This is a genomic window from Pseudomonas helmanticensis (genome assembly GCF_900182985.1).
Taxonomy (GTDB): Bacteria; Pseudomonadota; Gammaproteobacteria; order Pseudomonadales; family Pseudomonadaceae; genus Aquipseudomonas; species Aquipseudomonas helmanticensis.
In genome coordinates this window covers 811726-828636 of the sequence record NZ_FXUY01000001.1, presented here as the reverse complement: position 1 = coordinate 828636, position 16911 = coordinate 811726, and the positions used below count along the sequence as shown (strand labels likewise).

At 59.1% G+C, this 16911-nt stretch carries 19 protein-coding genes and 1 pseudogene; 16 read left to right on the top strand and 4 right to left on the bottom strand.

Annotation, left to right across the window (positions count from 1 at the left end; all coding sequences use genetic code 11):
• Positions 1–42: 42 nt before the first annotated feature.
• The 5 genes and pseudogenes from QOL84_RS03895 to QOL84_RS03875 all read left to right on the top strand — a co-directional run.
• Positions 43–1584 carry a methyltransferase regulatory domain-containing protein gene (locus tag QOL84_RS03895; protein WP_283436249.1) on the top strand — a complete coding sequence of 514 codons (1542 nt, stop codon included), beginning with the start codon at positions 43–45 and terminating at the stop codon, positions 1582–1584.
• A gap of 322 nt (positions 1585–1906) precedes the next feature.
• A complete protein-coding gene (locus QOL84_RS03890; RefSeq protein ID WP_283436248.1) occupies positions 1907–2815 on the top strand; it encodes an alpha/beta fold hydrolase in 909 nt (302 codons plus the stop codon).
• 67 nt (positions 2816–2882) lie between these two features.
• Positions 2883–3206 (top strand): gamma-glutamylcyclotransferase family protein, encoded by a 324-nt coding sequence (locus tag QOL84_RS03885; RefSeq protein WP_283436247.1) that lies wholly within the window; start codon positions 2883–2885, stop codon positions 3204–3206.
• A gap of 33 nt (positions 3207–3239) precedes the next feature.
• Positions 3240–3389 carry a DUF2986 domain-containing protein gene (locus QOL84_RS03880; protein ID WP_129394224.1) on the top strand — a complete coding sequence of 50 codons (150 nt, stop codon included), beginning with the start codon at positions 3240–3242 and terminating at the stop codon, positions 3387–3389.
• A pseudogene (locus QOL84_RS03875) lies at positions 3373–3479 on the top strand (VOC family protein); the annotation flags it as partial. The gene QOL84_RS03880 and the pseudogene QOL84_RS03875, both read left to right, overlap by 17 nt.
• A gap of 822 nt (positions 3480–4301) precedes the next feature.
• Here QOL84_RS03875 and QOL84_RS03870 read toward each other — a convergent pair.
• The gene (locus QOL84_RS03870) at positions 4302–4526 is read right to left on the bottom strand and encodes a hypothetical protein (protein WP_283436246.1); all 225 of its coding nucleotides are present in this window, start codon (positions 4524–4526) and stop codon (positions 4302–4304) included.
• Positions 4527–4790: 264 nt separating this feature from the next.
• Between QOL84_RS03870 and QOL84_RS03865 the strand changes: the two genes are divergently transcribed.
• Positions 4791–5330: a P-loop NTPase family protein gene (locus QOL84_RS03865; protein ID WP_283436245.1), complete on the top strand. Its 540-nt coding sequence runs from the start codon at positions 4791–4793 to the stop codon at positions 5328–5330.
• A gap of 164 nt (positions 5331–5494) precedes the next feature.
• Here the strand turns inward: QOL84_RS03865 and QOL84_RS03860 are convergent, their stop codons facing one another.
• A complete protein-coding gene (locus QOL84_RS03860; RefSeq protein WP_129394228.1) occupies positions 5495–5947 on the bottom strand; it encodes an Lrp/AsnC family transcriptional regulator in 453 nt (150 codons plus the stop codon).
• A 149-nt stretch (positions 5948–6096) separates the two neighbouring features.
• On the opposite strand from QOL84_RS03860, the gene QOL84_RS03855 reads away from it, so the two are divergent.
• From QOL84_RS03855 to QOL84_RS03825, 7 genes are all read left to right on the top strand, one after another.
• Positions 6097–6714, top strand: a complete 618-nt coding sequence (locus tag QOL84_RS03855; protein WP_129394229.1) for a LysE family translocator — start codon at positions 6097–6099, stop codon at positions 6712–6714.
• A gap of 41 nt (positions 6715–6755) precedes the next feature.
• Positions 6756–6878, top strand: coding sequence for a hypothetical protein (locus QOL84_RS03850; RefSeq protein ID WP_283436244.1), 123 nt, complete (start codon positions 6756–6758; stop codon positions 6876–6878).
• Positions 6879–7141: 263 nt separating this feature from the next.
• Positions 7142–8122: an ABC transporter substrate-binding protein gene (locus QOL84_RS03845; RefSeq protein WP_283438615.1), complete on the top strand. Its 981-nt coding sequence runs from the start codon at positions 7142–7144 to the stop codon at positions 8120–8122.
• 15 nt (positions 8123–8137) lie between these two features.
• Complete coding sequence (locus tag QOL84_RS03840) at positions 8138–8755, top strand: glutathione S-transferase C-terminal domain-containing protein (RefSeq protein ID WP_283436243.1); 618 nt, start codon at positions 8138–8140, stop codon at positions 8753–8755.
• A 42-nt stretch (positions 8756–8797) separates the two neighbouring features.
• Positions 8798–9871, top strand: coding sequence for an AraC family transcriptional regulator (locus QOL84_RS03835; RefSeq protein ID WP_283436242.1), 1074 nt, complete (start codon positions 8798–8800; stop codon positions 9869–9871).
• Positions 9872–10000: 129 nt separating this feature from the next.
• Positions 10001–12346: a TonB-dependent receptor gene (locus QOL84_RS03830; RefSeq protein WP_283436241.1), complete on the top strand. Its 2346-nt coding sequence runs from the start codon at positions 10001–10003 to the stop codon at positions 12344–12346.
• A gap of 7 nt (positions 12347–12353) precedes the next feature.
• On the top strand, positions 12354–13679 hold the full coding sequence (locus QOL84_RS03825) for an LLM class flavin-dependent oxidoreductase (protein ID WP_283436240.1): 1326 nt from the start codon (positions 12354–12356) through the stop codon (positions 13677–13679).
• A 71-nt stretch (positions 13680–13750) separates the two neighbouring features.
• On the opposite strand, the gene QOL84_RS03820 is transcribed toward QOL84_RS03825, so the two are convergent.
• Entirely contained in the window at positions 13751–14407 is a 657-nt protein-coding gene (locus tag QOL84_RS03820; protein WP_283436239.1) for an O-methyltransferase, read from the bottom strand.
• 112 nt (positions 14408–14519) lie between these two features.
• Between QOL84_RS03820 and QOL84_RS03815 the strand changes: the two genes are divergently transcribed.
• The 3 genes from QOL84_RS03815 to QOL84_RS03805 all read left to right on the top strand — a co-directional run bounded on the left by QOL84_RS03815 (position 14520) and on the right by QOL84_RS03805 (position 16245).
• A complete protein-coding gene (locus QOL84_RS03815; RefSeq protein WP_283436238.1) occupies positions 14520–15161 on the top strand; it encodes a TetR/AcrR family transcriptional regulator in 642 nt (213 codons plus the stop codon).
• Between the two features lie 149 nt (positions 15162–15310).
• Positions 15311–15748, top strand: coding sequence for a GNAT family acetyltransferase (locus QOL84_RS03810; protein ID WP_283436237.1), 438 nt, complete (start codon positions 15311–15313; stop codon positions 15746–15748).
• Positions 15749–15783: 35 nt separating this feature from the next.
• Entirely contained in the window at positions 15784–16245 is a 462-nt protein-coding gene (locus QOL84_RS03805) for a hypothetical protein (RefSeq protein ID WP_283436236.1), read from the top strand.
• 74 nt (positions 16246–16319) lie between these two features.
• Here QOL84_RS03805 and msrA read toward each other — a convergent pair whose 3' ends face one another.
• On the bottom strand, positions 16320–16823 hold the full coding sequence (gene msrA, locus QOL84_RS03800; protein ID WP_283436235.1) for a peptide-methionine (S)-S-oxide reductase MsrA: 504 nt from the start codon (positions 16821–16823) through the stop codon (positions 16320–16322).
• Between the last annotated feature and the right edge of the window lie 88 nt (positions 16824–16911).

Below are 16911 nucleotides of genomic sequence, written 5' to 3'. Positions count from 1 at the left end.
TTATAAGAGCGACTTTCACTTCCAATACAAGAGTCTGCAACCATGAGCAACGCCTGGAACGAAGGCTATTTCACCGACGAAGGCTACACCTACAGCTATAGCCGGGAGATCAATCCGGTGTTCCAGCGCTACTGCTTGTTGTTGCGTGGTTTTGCCAGTCTGGACAGTGCCGACGGTTATCACTGCGAACTCGGTTTTGGTCAGGGCGTGTCGATCAATATCCACGCCACGGCCAATCCGGGCGGCTTTGTCGGCACCGACTTCCATCCGGGCCAGGCCGCCCATGCCGTTGAGCTGGCAAACCTCGGCAACAACGGTGCGCAGCTGTACGACGACAGCTTCGAGCAACTGCTGGCGCGCGATGATCTGCCGCAGTTCGACAGCATCAGCCTGCATGGCATCTGGACCTGGGTCAGCCGTGACAATCAGAAGCTGATTGTCGAGTTCGCCCGGCGTCACCTCAAGCCGGGTGGTCATCTGTACGTCAGCTACAACGCGTTTCCGGGCTGGTCGCCTTCAGCGCCGTTGCGCCAACTGTTCAGTCTGCACGACCGCTTTGCCAATCACTCGACGCGCGCCGATCAGCGCATCGATGCCGCGCTGCAATTTTCCGAAGCGCTGCTGGCGGCCAACCCGAAATACGCCATTGCTGCACCGCATCTGGGCGCCAGGTTGCAGACCATCAAAGGCCAGGATCGCCAGTACGTCGCCCACGAATATTTCAATCGTGACTGGAATTGCATGTATTTCGCCGACATGGCCGACGCGTTGGCCCCGGCCAAGCTCGATTACGCTACGACGGCGACGCCGCTGGACTCGGTCGATGCACTCAACCTGAGCGCCGAAGGCCTGGCCTTTCTTGAAGGCATCGAGCATCCGCTGATGCGTGAGCAAGCGCGGGACTACTTCGTCAACCAGTCTTTCCGTCGCGATCTGTATGTGCGCGGCGCCAACCGGCTTAGCACCGTCGAGCGCCGCTCGCGCATGCTCGATACGCGGTTTATCCTGTTGCGCCCGGCAGAAAGCGTCGCGTCCAGCGTCACCGGCCCGGCGGGCGAAGCGTCACTGCAGCCAGAAATCTACGGCCCGCTGCTCGACGCACTGGCGGCGCAGATGTATGAAGCCAAAACCATGCAGCAGTTGCTCGCCGCGGTGGCGCCGATGGCCTATGACGATCTCGAGCAAGCCCTCGCCATTCTGGTCGGCATGGGCGCGGTAGCCCCCTGCCAGAGCGAAGCCATCGAGGCGCGGGTGTACGAACGCTGCGCCGCGTTCAACCTGCAACTGTGCAAACGCTCGCTGTACAACGCCAACATTCAAGTGCTGAGCAGCCCGGTCACCGGCGGTGGCGTCACGGTCAGCCGCTTCCAGCAACTGTTCCTGATTTCGATCCGGCAGGGCAAACAGCACCCGTCAGAGTGGGCGCAGTTGGTGTGGAGCGTCATCGCCGAACAGAACGAAGTGCTGATCAAGGACGGCAAAACGCTGACCACGGCCGAAGAAAACATCGCCGAGCTGATCGAACAGGCCCAGGCCTTTGCCGAGCAATCGCTGATTATTCTCAGTGCGTTGAAAATCGTCTGATCAAAGTGGATTGCGCGGGGACGGCGGCAGGAAAAAACAGCCGCCGTCCCGCCCAGTTGCCGCGATACGACCCTTCTGCCAAGGGACTTCCCATGGACTTGAAGTTCAACCCTATCGACGTACTGGTCAGCAACCTCGAAAAAGCCTGCGCCTATTACGAAACGGCCAGTGAGCACCCGAAAATCCTCACCCCCCCATAATGCGTCTACGCTGATTCTGTCGAAACCTCACCGGCAGCCTGTCGCCCGTGTTTTGCGCCGCCGAGAGTTTGTCGAGCCATCGAACGAAACCCATCGCCCTCGCACCGTCCGGAGACGTAACCATGCCCCGTCGCTTGCTGACCGCTGTTGCTCTGCTCGTCTTGAGTATTCAAGCCCACGCAGACGTCACACCATTTCCTTCATCTTTCAAAACCCAGGACATCAAAGTCGAAGGCGCAACAATGCACGTCCGCGTCGGCGGTAAAGGCCCTGCCGTGGTGCTGTTGCATGGTTTCGGCGACACCGGCGACATGTGGGCACCGCTGGCGGCGGATCTGGCGCGTGACCACACGGTGGTAGTGCCGGATCTGCGCGGCATGGGTTTGTCGTCGATTGCGCAGGATGGTTACGACAAAAAGACTCAGGCCGCTGACATTCGCGGGGTGTTGAGCGCGCTGAAAATCGAACACTCAGTGGTGATCGGTCACGACATCGGCACCATGGTCGCCTTCGCCTATGCCGCGCGCTATCCGCAACTCACCGATCGGCTGGTGGTGATGGACGCGCCCGTGCCCGGCATCACGCCGTGGAACGACATCGTCCGCTCGCCGATGCTCTGGCACTTCGACTTCGGCGGCGCCGACATGGAGCGTTTGGTAGCCGGGCGCGAGCGCATCTACCTCGACCGCTTCTGGAACGAGTTCGCCGGCACCCCCGCCAAGGTCGACGAAGGCACCCGTCAGCACTACGCCAAACTCTACGCCCGCCCCGGAGCGATGCACGCCGCGTTCGCCCAGTTCCGCAGCATCCGTCAGGACGCCATCGACAACGCGCCGGTTCTGCAACAGAAACTGACCATGCCGGTGCTGGCTGTCGGCGGTGAGAAGTCCTTCGGCAACAACGAAGCCATCGTCATGCGCAACGCCGCCGACAACGTCACCGAAGTGGTGATCCCGGCCGCCGGACACTGGCTGATGGAAGAAGCACCGACCCCAACCATCAAGGCCGTACGCGACTTTATCGCGATGTGAGCAATTGACGTTGCCTGAACCCGATCCATGCGTCAGGATTCGCCCCTTTTGATCGGAAGGAACACACGTGGAGCATCTATTCGTTTATGGAACCCTGGGGCCGGGGCGACCGAATGAGCACGTCATGTTGAACATCGGCGGCACCTGGCAATCGGCTTCGCTCAAGGGTCGTCTGGCGCAAGCGGGCTGGGGCGCGCAAATGGGCTTTCCGGGGCTGGTGTTGGCCGACGATGGCGATGTGATTGAGGGCTTCGTGTTTTCTTCCGGGAATTTTCACGCTCATTGGGCGGCGCTTGATGAGTTTGAAGGGGCTGAGTATCAGCGTGTTTTGACGCAGGTGACGTTGGCTGATGGTTCGGTCATGGAAGCCTGCGTTTACGCCCTTCGATAGTCGGTTTTTAAGTTTGCTTACTGAGTAACGTAGATGAATCGTCAGAAGAAATTGAAGCAGTTGTTCAAGGAAAAGGCCAAGAAGGCCAGCGCGAAATTGGCGCCGAAGAAGCCGAAGTACATTAGTAAGGCTGAGCGGGCGAAGATGGAGGCTGAGGGGCTGGTGGTGGAGTCGGGCCAATGATGTAGAAGTGGCCAGCGCGAATTCATCGTCAAGGACCCCGACGGGTATCTCGTCAGTTTGGTAGAGCGGTTGAATGAGAGACCGGCTTGATCACGCTGAATCTGAGCCGAGCCGTCCGCTGCCTGTCGCGGGCGTATGCGACTACTGCCAGAAGCGATGAACCACCCGGACTTGCATTAATTTATTAGCCAATTCAGCCCGAGCGTTTCAGGGACCTCGGATCGAATGACACATTGGCCATACTTTGAGCATCAGGCACTGGCTGCCACTCAGCAATGCTGGAGTCGATCTCGCGCAGAGTCCATTGCTCGGGGCCCGACCAGGACAGTGCTATGTAGGGGCCTTCAAGTACTGCGTTCGCTATTAACATGTCGACTTCGTCGGCAGGTCCCGGGAGCATGCCGCCGACAGCAATGGGCACGCGCTGACGCAAAAGGCTGTTGAGCATGCACAACAACTCGGCACGTGATGTGTACTGAACTCTGCACTCCCCGACTTCAGTACAGGCAAACATCAGGATGCCAGTAACGGAGTCTACGGAGCTGATCAAAGTCAGATGCGTCGGCGGCAGGCCTGCGCCCTTTGAATAACGTAGTTTGATGACTGCACCCCATCATGTATTTCGCTTTATGAGCTCGGCGAGTTTCGCAGTTTCATTGCGTGATTCATCGAATCGTTCGTTCCGTGGGCGGCAGCGATCGGTCAAGTGCGGTCCTTTGAGGGCTCAAGCCGAACCTACTTCGAAAGGCCGCGTGCGCCGTCGTCGACCTCACACAAAATTCTCTCGAGTTCAGGCCGCGTCCACTTCTCCCAAGGAAATACATCCCGGTCATCGTCGCTGTGCCAATACTCGCCTGCATCAAATGCTTGGTAGATAGAAAATGCCGGCTGGGGCATATCCGTGTGCATGGACTAGTCGACGATATCGCCGATGACAATATTCATCACCTCATCACAGTAATGAAAATCGCGAGTACCAGTAAGAAACAGTCTGGCTACTGAGATCGCCAATTGATTCAGAAGATCGCGACTGTCGATTTGCAACTGTTCACACATCACACTTAATTCCGTGTTTGGTGCATTTTCAATGACCGCAAGTACGTAATCCAGGTTGGCATCATTCAGACCTTTGCTCATGGGATGAAAGTACTCGCCGATTCAATTGTGTGATGAATTCAGGACAGGCTTGTCAAAAAACATAATGCCAGATGTGCTGCCATTCGTGACCGGCAGCTTTCGGCCAGATGCGGTGTTTACCGCTGACTTCTCTCGACCTGCAGTTTGCCATTCATTCTGGGCGAAAGTTGCCTGTCGTACTGACCACTTGTTGTTGACCGAGATAGACATTGACGTAAAATCGCCACCCCCAAAAATCAGCTTGCATGGCGAGAAGGAGCTTCGATGCAACGGGTGATGATTGTCGGTCAACCTGGGTCAGGCAAAAGCACTTTGGCACGTGAGCTAGGTCAGCGCACGGGCTTGCCGGTCGTTCATATCGACACCATCCACTGGCAGCCAGGGTGGATCGAACGAAGCCGGGACGAGAAGACGCAGCTTTGTCTGGATGTAGAGGCCCAAGATTTCTGGATATTCGAAGGTGGACATTCAGCCACTTGGGACAACCGGATGGCCCGTGCTGATCTTTTGATCTGGATTGATCGTTCGGCGACGCTTCGATTCCTGCGAGTACTACGTAGAACGCTGCTCCAACGCGGTCAATCTCGGCCCGATTTGCCTGAGAACTGCCCCGAGCGACTGGCGAACCTTCCGGAGTTTTTTAAATTCATGTGGCGGACGAAAAAATCAGCGCGAGAAAAGATGCAGCAACTGGTGGCAACAGCGCCAACAGCTTGTCGCGTGGTTTGTCTGCGGTCTAATCGAGATACCGGCACTTTTCTCGCGAGCGTGGGACATTCGACTGCCCAGGCTCCGCGAGATTGATCGGAACGCTTGAAGGACCGCCCCCCCTTGCTCGGCATTGCCCAAGAGTGAGGCAGGGGCGCTGGCGGTGAAGCAGGCATTCGATAATGTAGTGCCAAAGGAGGTTCAATAGGCAGGAATCTGGCGGGATGTGCATCGGCTGTTCGGAATAAACCCGTAGCTTTTTACAAGGGCAGCAGCCGATCCTGCACCACGCGTTTCATCACCAGCGTCGACGTCAGTCGTTGCACATTGGGCAAGGTCGAAAGGCTGTCGTCGTAGAGCCGCTGAAACGCCGGCAGATCCTGGGTAATCACGTGCAACAGGTAATCCGGTTCGCCAAACAATCGCTGAGCGTCGACGATTTGCGGGATCTGCACCAGCGCCGCTTCAAAAGCCTCGACCGCCGCATGATCACCTTCGCGCAGGGTGGCAAACACCATCGCCGAGAAATTCAGCCCCAGCGCAACCGGGTCCAGTTGCGCGCGATAGCCGAGCAACACCCCGGAGTCTTCCAGTGCCCGCACCCGACGATGACAGGGCGACAGGCTCAAGCCCACGCGCTCCGCCAGTTCCGTGACGGACAAGCGGCCGTCCTTTTGCAGCTCGGCAAGAATATTCCGGTCAATTCTATCCATTCAGTAAAACCTTCCAATTTCAGGTGCCATAACGACAATCTTTGAAAGAAGATTCTAGCGGACTTTCATTATTCTTCCCTTATCAAACACTGACCGGGGAAAGACATGTTCAAACCAGCCACGATAAATCGCCGACCAAGGGTTACGCCATGAGCTTCAGCACACTGGCTGCGTTCTGGGCGGTATCGATATTGTTCGTCATCACCCCTGGCGCGGATTGGGCCTATGCAATTTCCGCAGGTTTGAAGCATCGTGTGGTTCTGCCCGCCGTGGGCGGATTGTTATCCGGTCATTTACTGGCGACCCTGATCGTTGCCGCTGGCGTCGGCACGTTAGTCGCCAGCCATCCAGTAGCATTGGCGGTACTGACCGTGACTGGCGCGGGTTATCTGCTGTGGCTGGGCGCCAATCTGCTGGCCCGCCCTACTACGCCGCATGCCGACACCAGTCAGGCCAGCGACGCCTGGACACGCTGGGCCTTCAAGGGATTTTGCGTCAGCGGCCTGAACCCGAAAGTCTTTCTGCTGTTTCTCGCATTGCTGCCGCAATTTGCCGACACCCACGCAGCGTGGCCGGTGCCCTTGCAGATGGTTGCGCTCGGGCTGGTGCATACCGTGAGCTGCGCGGTGATTTACCTGCTGGTCGGCTTCGGCTCGCAAGTGGTGTTGCGAGCGCGCCCTGCCGCTGCGCGCCGGGTCAGTCAATGGTCTGGCGGACTGATGATCATCATTGCGTTGGCACTGTTGATCGAACAACTGTGTGCCTGACCTATGCTGTCAGGCAGATATTTCCACTGCGGAGGATCTCTATGAAAGCCGAGGTCAGCGTGATCAATGAAGAAGGCGTTATCGTGCTGCAGGCGACAACCACAGGCGGGTTGCCGGGTGCGGCGGAACGAGAATATCTGAAGCGCCTGCTGGCGCAACACTAGGTCAGCTTGCACGCTTCGACGCATATTTTTTATGCCTTCCAGGCATCGTCCTCGCAGCCGTTGATCCATCGGCCATATGCCACAAACGAATAAACAGCATATTTTTAAGTATTTTATTTCTGCATCAACACGCCGCTATACCTGCGTCTTCGATCCGGCACCACGCCGGCATTTGCAGGAGCAGACGCGTGATTCGAACCCCTTCGTTATCCTTCCCGAGAGCGGCGCTCACTCTCGCCGCACTACTGGTCTCCAGCCTGGCAATGGCCGAACCGGTCAAAGAAATCCGCATCGCCGTGCCGGACATCAGTGCTGGCCCGACGCCCAGTGGCGCCGGGATCGTCGATGTGTTGCGTGATCGGCAAACGCTGGAGAAAGAGTTTGAGAAGGACGGCATCAAGATTCGCTGGGACTTCTTCAAAGGCGCAGGGCCGGCGATCAATGAAGCGTTGGCCAACAATCAGGAAGACTTCGCTTACCTCGGCGATTTGCCGGCAATCATCGGCAAGGCCGGTGGTCTCGACACGCGTTTGCTCAGTGCAACCGCCCGTGACGTGAAGCTTTATCTGGCGGTGCAGCCGGGTTCGGGCATCACCACGCTCGAAGCGTTGAAGGGCAAGCGTGTGGCGATCTTTCGCGGCACCGCCACCCAATTGTCGTTTGCTTCGGCGCTGGCCCATCAAGGTTTGCAAGAGAGCGACTACAAGGTGGTCAACCTCGACTACAACGCCGCCAACGCGGCGCTGGCGGCCAAACAAATCGACGCGACCTGGTCCGGAGCCGGGGTGATTGCGCTCAAGGCACGCGGCCTCGCCGAGCTGCCGCTGACCACTGTCGACCTCGATGGCGCCGGCAGCATGCAAGCCGTGCTGTTGGGGCGCGGCGCGTTTGTCGACGCGCATCCGGAACTGGTCGGGCGATTGATCAAGGCACAGCAACCGGCGATCACCTGGTTGCGCAACGACGAGCACAAACAGGACTACATTAATCTCGTGTCGAAACTGGCCAGTTTCCCCGCAGACATTCTCACCACCGATGCCAAAGATCAGTCGCTGGTGAAAATCTTCGCGCCGCAGCTCGACGCACCGTTCCTCGACAACTTGCAGCGCAGTGTGGATCTGGCGCTCAACGCGAAACTGATCCGCAAAGGTTTCGAGGTGAAGAACTGGGCTCAACCGAGCTTCATCAATGCCGCACTGCAATCAACCGACGCCGCTTCGCAAACCCCACAAGCCAGCCGTTAAAAACAAGGATTACCCATGACCACCCTGTTCATTTTTCCTGGTGCCTGCTCGTTCGCCGCCCATGTGGTGATTCACGAATTGCAACTGCCGATCAGCGTCGAGCGGGTGACGTTCGGCGACCCGGATTCGCCATACCGACAGATCAACCCGACCGGTCGTGTGCCCGCGCTATTGCTCGATAACAAAACCCTGCTGACTGAAAACACCGCGATTCTGCCTTATCTCGCCGACCTGAAACCCGGCACGGAATTGTTTGCGCCGGCGGGTTCAGTCGAGCGTGCGCAGATTCAAGGCTGGCTCGGTTACGTGGCGACCGAGGTGCACGTCGCCGCGTTTCGCCCGATCAATCGGCCCGAGCGTTACAGCGCCGATGAGGCGGCATTCCCCGGGATCCGCGAGCGCGCGTTGCAACAACTGGCAAACGCACTGAAGCCGATTGAGGCGCATCTGGCGCAGGCGGATTATCTGATCGGCAATCGTTTTACCGTGGCGGACGCCTACCTCGGCGTGTTCCTCGGCTGGAGCGCCCGCGTCGGTGTGTTGGGCGACTTCCCTGCGCTGCAAGCCGCGCTCGGGCGCTTCCGTGCACGCGAATCGGTGGTGCAGACACTGGCTGCCGAAGGCCTCGCCTGAGTCACCCCGAGGACAGATAACCGAGCTAACCGGAGAAACAGCATGCCAGGCACCGATACCATTGCCACCTGGGCCCAAGTCATCGCCCGCACGCTGGAAGCACAGGGCATCGACGCTGCCCCGCTGCTGCGCGAGGCCGGTATCAGTCGTTGTCATCTGCATGATCCCGACCAGCGCATCGCCCTCCCCGTCATGAGTGCATTCTGGCGGGCGGCGCGGCGCGTCAGTGATGACGAATGCTTTGGCCTGCAGGTGGCGCAGCACAGTTATCCGACCGACTTCCATGGGCTGTTTTTCGCCGCTCAAAGCAGCTCGACGGTGATCGAGGCATTGCAGCGCGGCGTGCGTTTTGCGCCGGTGATCACCACGTCGGCGGCGATGAGTCTGGTGCGCGGCCCGCACACCACGCGCATGGTTTACGGGGTGGCCGTCGGCGCCGAGGTGGAGCAGATCGCCACCGAAGCGTCGATTGCCTGCGCGGTACGCTTCACCCGCCAGACCTGGGTCGATCTGCCCATCGTGCACGGCGTGCGCCTGGCTCGCCCGGCGCCACAGGATCCGCAGCGCTGGACGCGATTGCTCGGTTGTCCGATCCGCTTCAATGCCGGCGAAAACGCCATCGAATACAGCAATCGCTGGCTGGATGCACCGCTGACCACGGGCAATCACGCGGTGGCCCAGGGACTGGACAGCGTGCTCAACGCTTACCTTGAACGCCAGCGCCGCCTGAACCTGCCGGAGCGCGTGCGCGGTGCGATTATTCGCTACTTGCCGCTGGGCGAAGTGCAGCAAAGTCGAGTCGCCGATGAACTCGGCATGAGCGTGCGCAACCTGCATCGACACTTGCTCAAGCACGACAGCAGTTTCAAGGCATTGCTCGACGATTGCCGTCGACAACTGGCGTTCAGTTACCTGCGGCAGACCGACTGCTCGATCAACGAAATCTGCTATCGACTGGGCTTCAATGAGCCGAGCAGTTTCAATCGCGCGTTCCGTCGCTGGACCGGCGAAAGCCCCGGCAAATGGCGCCGCGACGATGTGCCGTCATTGCCGGAACGTTATGTGCCACCACCGCCTGCTTCAGCCTCCGGGCGGGCGATCTCGATAGCCGTTTGAGTCACTTGTCTGCGGCGGACCACAGGTTGTCCGCGCAGGCCCCTTTTCCCCTCTTCACACGCTCTAGCATGGCCCTCCTACCGAGCCCGACCGATAGCGTCGCGCGGCAAAACAAGGAGCTTTGCGTCCATGCTGTTACGTTACCCGGCCACCACGGCCCATCGCCTCAAGCCCCTGGGTTTTTCCTTATGGCTGGCGCTGCCCGCTGTCCTTTGCTCGACCGTGGGCGTTGCCGCCGATCAACGCGAAAATCCAACGGCCAACGCCGACGACGCCGCCCCACGGCTTGAACAGGTCACCGTGACCGCGCGGCGCCGCGAAGAACAGTCGCAGGACGTACCGACGCCGATCACCACCCTCAGCGGCGCCAATCTGGAAAGCCAGCGCATCTACAAGATTCAGGACCTGCAACAGGCGTTGCCCAGCGTCAACGTCGCTTACGTTCACGCACGGGTTTCCAGCTTCGCGGTGCGCGGGATCGGCAATAACCTGGCCAGCGATGGACTGGAAGGCAGCGCCGGGATTTATCTGGATAACGTCTATCTGGGCCGTCCCGGCATGGCCGCGTTCGACATGCTCGACGTTGAGCAACTGGAGCTGTTACGCGGGCCGCAAGGCACGTTGTTCGGCAAGAACACCACGGCCGGTGTGCTCAACATCACCACGCGCGGCCCGACCTTTACGCCCGAACGCAGCCTCGAGGTGTCGGGTGGGCAGGACGGCTATTTTCAGGGTAAAGGCACGGTGTCCGGGCCGTTGACCGACACCCTCGCCGCGCGCCTGTCGTTCTACCGCACCCGCGACGACGGCTACTTGAACAACCGGCATGACGATCGCACGTTGCTCGGCGGTGAACGCGAAGGCCTGCGCGGGCAGTTGCTGTTCAAACCCAACGATGATTTCAGCCTGCGCTGGATCAACGAATACAACACGGAAAACTCCAGCAGCGGCAGCAGCGTGATCTATGGTGCCGGCCCACTGTTCTGGCGCCGGGCGGCATTGGTCGGGGCTAATCCTCAAGTAGGCGAAAGCAACATCGACGGGCGACAGAATGTCAGCGTCCACCAGAACGCCAGTTCCGTCGAAGCCAACTGGAACCTCGCCGGCGGTTATACCCTGACGTCGATCAGCGCCTATCGTAGCTGGCACTTCAACCCGGCCAACGACGCCGACCAACTGGACGTCCCGGTGATCAACGACTTCGGCTACGAAGTTCATGATCGGCAATTCTCCCAGGAAGTGCGTCTGGCTTCGCCCAAGGGCGAGTTTTTCGACTACGTCGTCGGCGCCTATGCCTTCAAGCAAGACCTCGGAAATCGGATCTTTACCCATCTCGGGCCGCTGGCCGATCTCAACCTGATCGGCGCCAATCTCAATGCGCTGAACAACGTCAACAGCAAGGTCAACGGCAAGATCGACACCGAGAGCTACGCGCTGTTTGCCCAAGGCACCTGGCACTTGAACGAGCGACTGGATTTCAGCGCCGGCATCCGTGGCACCTATGAAGAAAAAGACGCCAACGTGCAACGCTTCGCCCCCGAAGGCGGTGGCGCGCCCGTGGTGATTCCGGGAGTCGTTAATGGCAACGCAGTGCGCGCAAGTCAGGTCGGCGCCTATGACACTGGCGACCTGCACATGCACAACGCGGCGCCATCGTTCCTGACCAGTTTGAGCTATCACTTCAGCGATGACGTGCTGGGCTACACCTCGCTGTCCCACGGCGAGAAATCCGGTGGCGTCAACCTCGCCGTCGGTTCGGCGCCGAGCGCTGGTGCCGAGTCGTTATTGGTTGGCCCGGAGCGTGCGAACGATGCTGAGCTGGGCATTAAAAGCCAGTTGTTCGACCACCGTTTGCAACTCAACGCAAACGTGTTCTGGACCGGGGTGAATGGCTATCAAGCCACCACTTATTACCAGCCGCCCGGTTCTTTGACCGGTTACCAGTTGCTGACCAACGCCGGCACCGTGCGCTCGCGTGGCGTCGAGTTCGAGGCGACCACCGTTCCGGTGCGCGGCCTGACGTTAAACGTTAACGGCTCGTTCAACGACGTGACTTACCTGTCATTCAAAGACGCGCCCTGCCCTTCGGAAAATCCCGGGCAAACCAACTGCGACCTCAGCGGCCAGCGCGTAGCCGGCGCCTCGCGCTGGATCGGCAACGTCAACGGCGAATACAAATGGCCGCGCATTGACGGCATCGAACCCTACGTCACCGGCAGCTATGCCTACCGCTCCGACAGCGAAGGCACGCTGGACAATTCCGACCTGGCGAAAATCGATGGCTACGGCCTCGCCAACTTCTCGCTCGGCGCACGGGTGGACTATGGCGACGGTCTGCTCGACGCCTCGCTGTGGGTCAAAAACGCTTTTGATCGTGAGTATTACCTGGCTGTTGGCAGTGGCTCCAATGGCCTTTACACCGCCTCGCCAGGCCAGCCGCGCACCGCCGGCGTGACCTTGCGTTATGACTTCTGAGGACACTATGAAAACAGCACAAATGAGCCTTGGCGCGTTTCTCATGAGCAGCGGCCATCACCTCGCCGCGTGGCGCCATCCGCGCGCATGGTCGGGCGGTGGCCTGGATTTCCAGCATTTCAGGAAACTCGCCACCACCGCCGAGCGCGGCAAGTTCGACGCGATATTCTTCGCCGACAATCTGGCCCTGATGGGCTCGCCGGAACTCGGCCAGTTCACCACGGCCGGCGACGTCTTCGACCCGTTGGTGCTGCTTTCCGGGCTGGCCGCAGTGACCGAACGCATCGGCCTCGTTTCAACGGTGTCGACCAGCTACAACGAACCCTATCTGCTGGCGCGCAAATTCGCTTCACTCGACCATTTGAGCGGCGGGCGCAGCGGCTGGAATCTGGTGACCTCAGCGACCGATCTGGAAGCGCTGAACTTTGGCCGCGAAAAACATTTCGAGCACGGTGACCGTTATCAGCGCGCGGAAGAATTCATCGATGTCGTCACCGGTCTGTGGGACAGCTTTGAAGACGACGCCTTCGTCCGCGACAAAACCAGCGGGGTGTTTTTTCAGCCGGACAAATTGCATGTGCTCAATCACCACGGCGACAACTACCGGGTGCGCGGGCCACTGAACATTCCTCGCACGCCACAGGGTTATCCGGTGCTGATCCAGGCCGGCTCGTCGGAGCCGGGCAAGGCACTCGCCGCACGCACCGCCGAAGTGGTGTTCACCGCACAGCAGACGCTGGCCAACGCCCAGGCCTTTTATGCCGACGTCAAAGGTCGTCTGGCCGGCTATGGACGCCGCCCTGAACATTTGAAAGTCATGCCGGGGATTTCGCCAGTCATCGGCCGCACGCAAAGCGAGGCGGAAGATAAATACCAACAACTGCAGGATCTGGTCGAGCCGCGTGTCGGGCTGGCGATGCTGGCAGGCATGGCTGGCGGTTTTGACCTGTCTGAATATGATCTGGACGGCCCGTTGCCGGAGCTGCCACCGAGCAATTCGATGCAGAGTCGTCAGGCCTTGTTCATCGATCTGGCGCGGCGCGAGAACCTCAGCATTCGCCAGCTGTACCTGAAAGTCGCCGGCGCGCGCGGCCATCACACGGTGATCGGCACGCCGAAAACCATCGCCGACACGCTCGAACAATGGTTCGTCGAACAGGCCGCCGATGGCTTCAACATCATGCCGCCGTTCCTGCCTGAAGGTCTGGATGAGTTCGTCGATGGCGTGGTGCCGTTGTTGCAACAGCGCGGGCTGTTCCGCCATGAATACAGCGGCACCACCCTGCGCGATCATCTGGGGCTGGAGCGGCCGGACAACCGTCACCGGCGTTAACTTCGATCCGGCGCACGCCTTGATTACGGCCCTCAGGGACCACCCATCGGTGGTCCCTGAAACGGTCGGTTTTAGCCCAGGCGCATTGACAGCTCGATGTCGTCGGCAAACGGCACGGACAGGTAACCGTTCTCCGGTGCACGCACGTACGCCAGGTATTCCGGGCAGTAGTCGGTGTTGTCAGCCACCACCAGTGCGCCGGGTTTCAGGTGCTTTTCGAGCAGGTTCAAGACATCGCCATACAAGGCCTTGGCGCCATCGAGCAGGAGCAGGTCGACAGATTCCGGGAGATCACTGGCCAAGGTGATCAGCGCATCGCCCTCGCGAATTTCCACCAGATCGCTGACACCGCCGGCAACGAAATGCTGGCGCGCCAAGTGGATTTTCGCCGGCTCGAATTCGCTGCCGATCAGCACTCCGCCGCCGTTGTCGCGCAGCGCGGCGGCCAGATGCAAGGTAGACAGCCCGAACGATGTGCCGAACTCGACAATCGCCTTGGCCTGGGTATTGCGCGCGAGCATGTAGAGAAGCTTGCCGGTGTCGCGGGAGACCGGCAGCCACAAGTCTTTGAGCAATCCATAGAGTTTCAGGTAGTCGGTTTTGCTGTGGATCAGGCGGTCGCGTTCTTCGCCAGACACGTCGTTCAGCGCGGGGCTGGTGGCGGCGCTGGCTTGGCTGTAAAGGCGTTCGATCAGGCTCGCCATTGGTTCAGAGGTCAGGGTGGTCATGATTGTTTTCCGTCAGTTGGGGACTAAAATGCGAGTGATTCGTCGCGTTTAAATGATGCGAGTGATTCGCCTCCTCCGCTATTCGCATTCCCCAGGACCTCCGAGACCGCCCATGACCGACCGCCAGACCGCCCGTATTTCCTCGCGAAAACAGCCGCAACAGGCCCGTTCGGCGGATCTGGTCGCAGCGATTTTGCAGGCGGCTATTCAGGTTTTGACCGAGCATGGCGCCACCCGATTCACCACCGCCCGCGTCGCCGAAAAGGCCGGCGTGAGCATCGGTTCGCTGTACCAGTATTTCCCCAACAAAGCGGCGATTCTGTTCCGCTTGCAGAGTGATGAGTGGCTGCACACCACACAAATGCTCCAGCGCATTTTGCAGCAGGAACAACCACCACTGGATCGCCTGCGCACGCTGGTGCAGGTTTTCATTCGTTCGGAGTGCGAGGAAGCGCAGATGCGCGGTGCGCTCAACGATGCCGCGCCGCTCTATCGCGATGCGCCCGAAGCCCATGAGGTACGCGCGGCAGGACGGCAGATCTTCGCCAGCTTCATGTTCGAACTGTTGCCGCTAGTCACTGACGCGATTCGCACAGCGGCCTGCGATTTGATCCTGACCACGCTCAGTTCTACCGGAAAAGACTTTTCCTCCAGCCCACGCAGCGAGCAGGAAATCAGCGTGTTTGCCGACGCGCTGGCAGACATGTTCAGCGCTTATGTTGTGTCGCTGAATCAGCCGCAAGCTTGCGATTAGACGGCGCCGTGGTTAAAGAAAGTGTTCGGGAAAATTCTGTCGCCGAAGGCTGATGCGATTGAGTTGCCGGGTTATGACAAGAACGCAGGAAAGTGGACAACCACCGGCACAGCGCGATAGCGTCAGCCACTCAAATCGGAGGCTGCGCCATGGATGTGATTACCCACTACTCGGATCAACACCATCGAACCTCTGTGATGGCGCTGTGGGAAGCTGTTTTCGGTTACGAAACCGCGCATAACAGTCCTGGCCTTGCTATCGACAAGAAACTGGCCGTCAACGACGAGCTGTTTTTTGTCGCATTGGCAGGAAATGAAGTTGTCGGGACCGTTCTCGCCGGATACGACGGCCATCGTGGCTGGCTGTACTCGGTTGCGGTGCACCCAGCGTTTCGTAGAAAGGGCTTGGGCGCAAGGCTTGTGCAACATGCCGAAGCAGCCTTGACCGAACGGGGTTGCATGAAGATCAACCTGCAAATCGTCAGTACCAATGCAAGCGTCGAAGCCTTCTATCAATCGCTGGGCTACGTGACCGAACCACGCATCAGCATGGGTAAAAGGATCGAGTCCAATATCGAGGCGCCTTAAGCGCAGGGCCGTCAAATAAAGCAATGGAGTGCGTGATGAAAATGATCGCTGTCGTCGCTATCTATCTCGCCGGAGGGATTGCGCTGTTTCCTTTCATCGAGTTTTTACGCCCGGTCGGTGTTGCTCTCGACAGTCTCTATTCGTGGTTTTCGATGGGCTCCGGCGTTGACACAGCACAACGGTTAAGCCTGAGCTTTATCTACGCAAGCCTGTTCCATCTGTTCTGCTCGGTTTGTTCTTCAGCGTCAGCAAGTCGCTGGGTGTCCGCGATCAGGATCAGAGATCTTTGCACTCGCGCCTTATGGTGCCTGGGTTCATTTTCGATCAGCCTGCTGACGCTCGGACTGGTTGGATTAACCACGTACAAAGTGCCCAAAACGGACTTTCATCATTACTTTACTTATCTGGTTATCTGCATGCTGTCGGGTGTCTGGGCGTGGTCGATCAAGGACTTTCTGCTGGCTGTCATTCGTTACGCTGAAAGAAAACCCCTATGAGCTACAACGAAAAAGCCCCTGATCTCAGGGGCTTTTTGTTTTGCGGCGCAGTAAACGCGCCCTGCTGAAGTCTCTCAGCGCTTCGGCAGTTTCCAGTCTGGCCGGATGAAGTGGCAGGTGTAGCCATTCGGGATACGTTCGAGGTAATCCTGATGCTCCGGTTCCGCTTCCCAGAACGGTCCCGCCGGTTCGATTTCGGTCACCACTCGGCCTGGCCACAGGTGTGATGCGTCGACGTCGGCGGCGGTGTCCTCGGCGATATCGCGTTGCGCTTCACTGAGGTAATAAATTGCCGAACGATAGCTTGGGCCCTGGTCATTGCCCTGACGGTTGGGCGTGCTCGGATCGTGGATCTGGAAGAAGAACTCGAGGATCCGCCGATAGCTGATCACCGCCGGATCGAAGACGATCTCGATGGCTTCGGCGTGATTGCCATGGTTGCGGTATGTGGCATTCGGCACATCGCCGCCGGTGTAGCCGACGCGGGTTTGCAGCACGCCGGGATAACGGCGCAACAAGTCCTGCATGCCCCAGAAGCAGCCGCCGGCGAGAATGGCAGTTTCGGTTTGACGGGTCATGATCTGTGCTTCCTCTCGGTATGCATTGGCTGTAGGCATTGTAATGAGGGCGTATCCGGAAATTCCAAGGTAGAAAATCCCGAGCGAA

Coding starts and splice junctions, on each gene's coding strand:
- QOL84_RS03895 (WP_283436249.1), top strand. CDS start 43: ATGAGCAACGCCTGGAACGAAGGCTATTTCACCGACGAAGGCTACACC.
- QOL84_RS03890 (WP_283436248.1), top strand. CDS start 1,907: ATGCCCCGTCGCTTGCTGACCGCTGTTGCTCTGCTCGTCTTGAGTATT.
- QOL84_RS03880 (WP_129394224.1), top strand. CDS start 3,240: ATGAATCGTCAGAAGAAATTGAAGCAGTTGTTCAAGGAAAAGGCCAAG.
- QOL84_RS03870 (WP_283436246.1), bottom strand. CDS start 4,526: ATGAGCAAAGGTCTGAATGATGCCAACCTGGATTACGTACTTGCGGTC.
- QOL84_RS03865 (WP_283436245.1), top strand. CDS start 4,791: ATGCAACGGGTGATGATTGTCGGTCAACCTGGGTCAGGCAAAAGCACT.
- QOL84_RS03860 (WP_129394228.1), bottom strand. CDS start 5,947: ATGGATAGAATTGACCGGAATATTCTTGCCGAGCTGCAAAAGGACGGC.
- QOL84_RS03855 (WP_129394229.1), top strand. CDS start 6,097: ATGAGCTTCAGCACACTGGCTGCGTTCTGGGCGGTATCGATATTGTTC.
- QOL84_RS03850 (WP_283436244.1), top strand. CDS start 6,756: ATGAAAGCCGAGGTCAGCGTGATCAATGAAGAAGGCGTTATCGTGCTG.
- QOL84_RS03845 (WP_283438615.1), top strand. CDS start 7,142: ATGGCCGAACCGGTCAAAGAAATCCGCATCGCCGTGCCGGACATCAGT.
- QOL84_RS03840 (WP_283436243.1), top strand. CDS start 8,138: ATGACCACCCTGTTCATTTTTCCTGGTGCCTGCTCGTTCGCCGCCCAT.
- QOL84_RS03835 (WP_283436242.1), top strand. CDS start 8,798: ATGCCAGGCACCGATACCATTGCCACCTGGGCCCAAGTCATCGCCCGC.
- QOL84_RS03830 (WP_283436241.1), top strand. CDS start 10,001: ATGCTGTTACGTTACCCGGCCACCACGGCCCATCGCCTCAAGCCCCTG.
- QOL84_RS03825 (WP_283436240.1), top strand. CDS start 12,354: ATGAAAACAGCACAAATGAGCCTTGGCGCGTTTCTCATGAGCAGCGGC.
- QOL84_RS03820 (WP_283436239.1), bottom strand. CDS start 14,407: ATGACCACCCTGACCTCTGAACCAATGGCGAGCCTGATCGAACGCCTT.
- QOL84_RS03815 (WP_283436238.1), top strand. CDS start 14,520: ATGACCGACCGCCAGACCGCCCGTATTTCCTCGCGAAAACAGCCGCAA.
- QOL84_RS03810 (WP_283436237.1), top strand. CDS start 15,311: ATGGATGTGATTACCCACTACTCGGATCAACACCATCGAACCTCTGTG.
- QOL84_RS03805 (WP_283436236.1), top strand. CDS start 15,784: ATGAAAATGATCGCTGTCGTCGCTATCTATCTCGCCGGAGGGATTGCG.
- msrA (WP_283436235.1), bottom strand. CDS start 16,823: ATGACCCGTCAAACCGAAACTGCCATTCTCGCCGGCGGCTGCTTCTGG.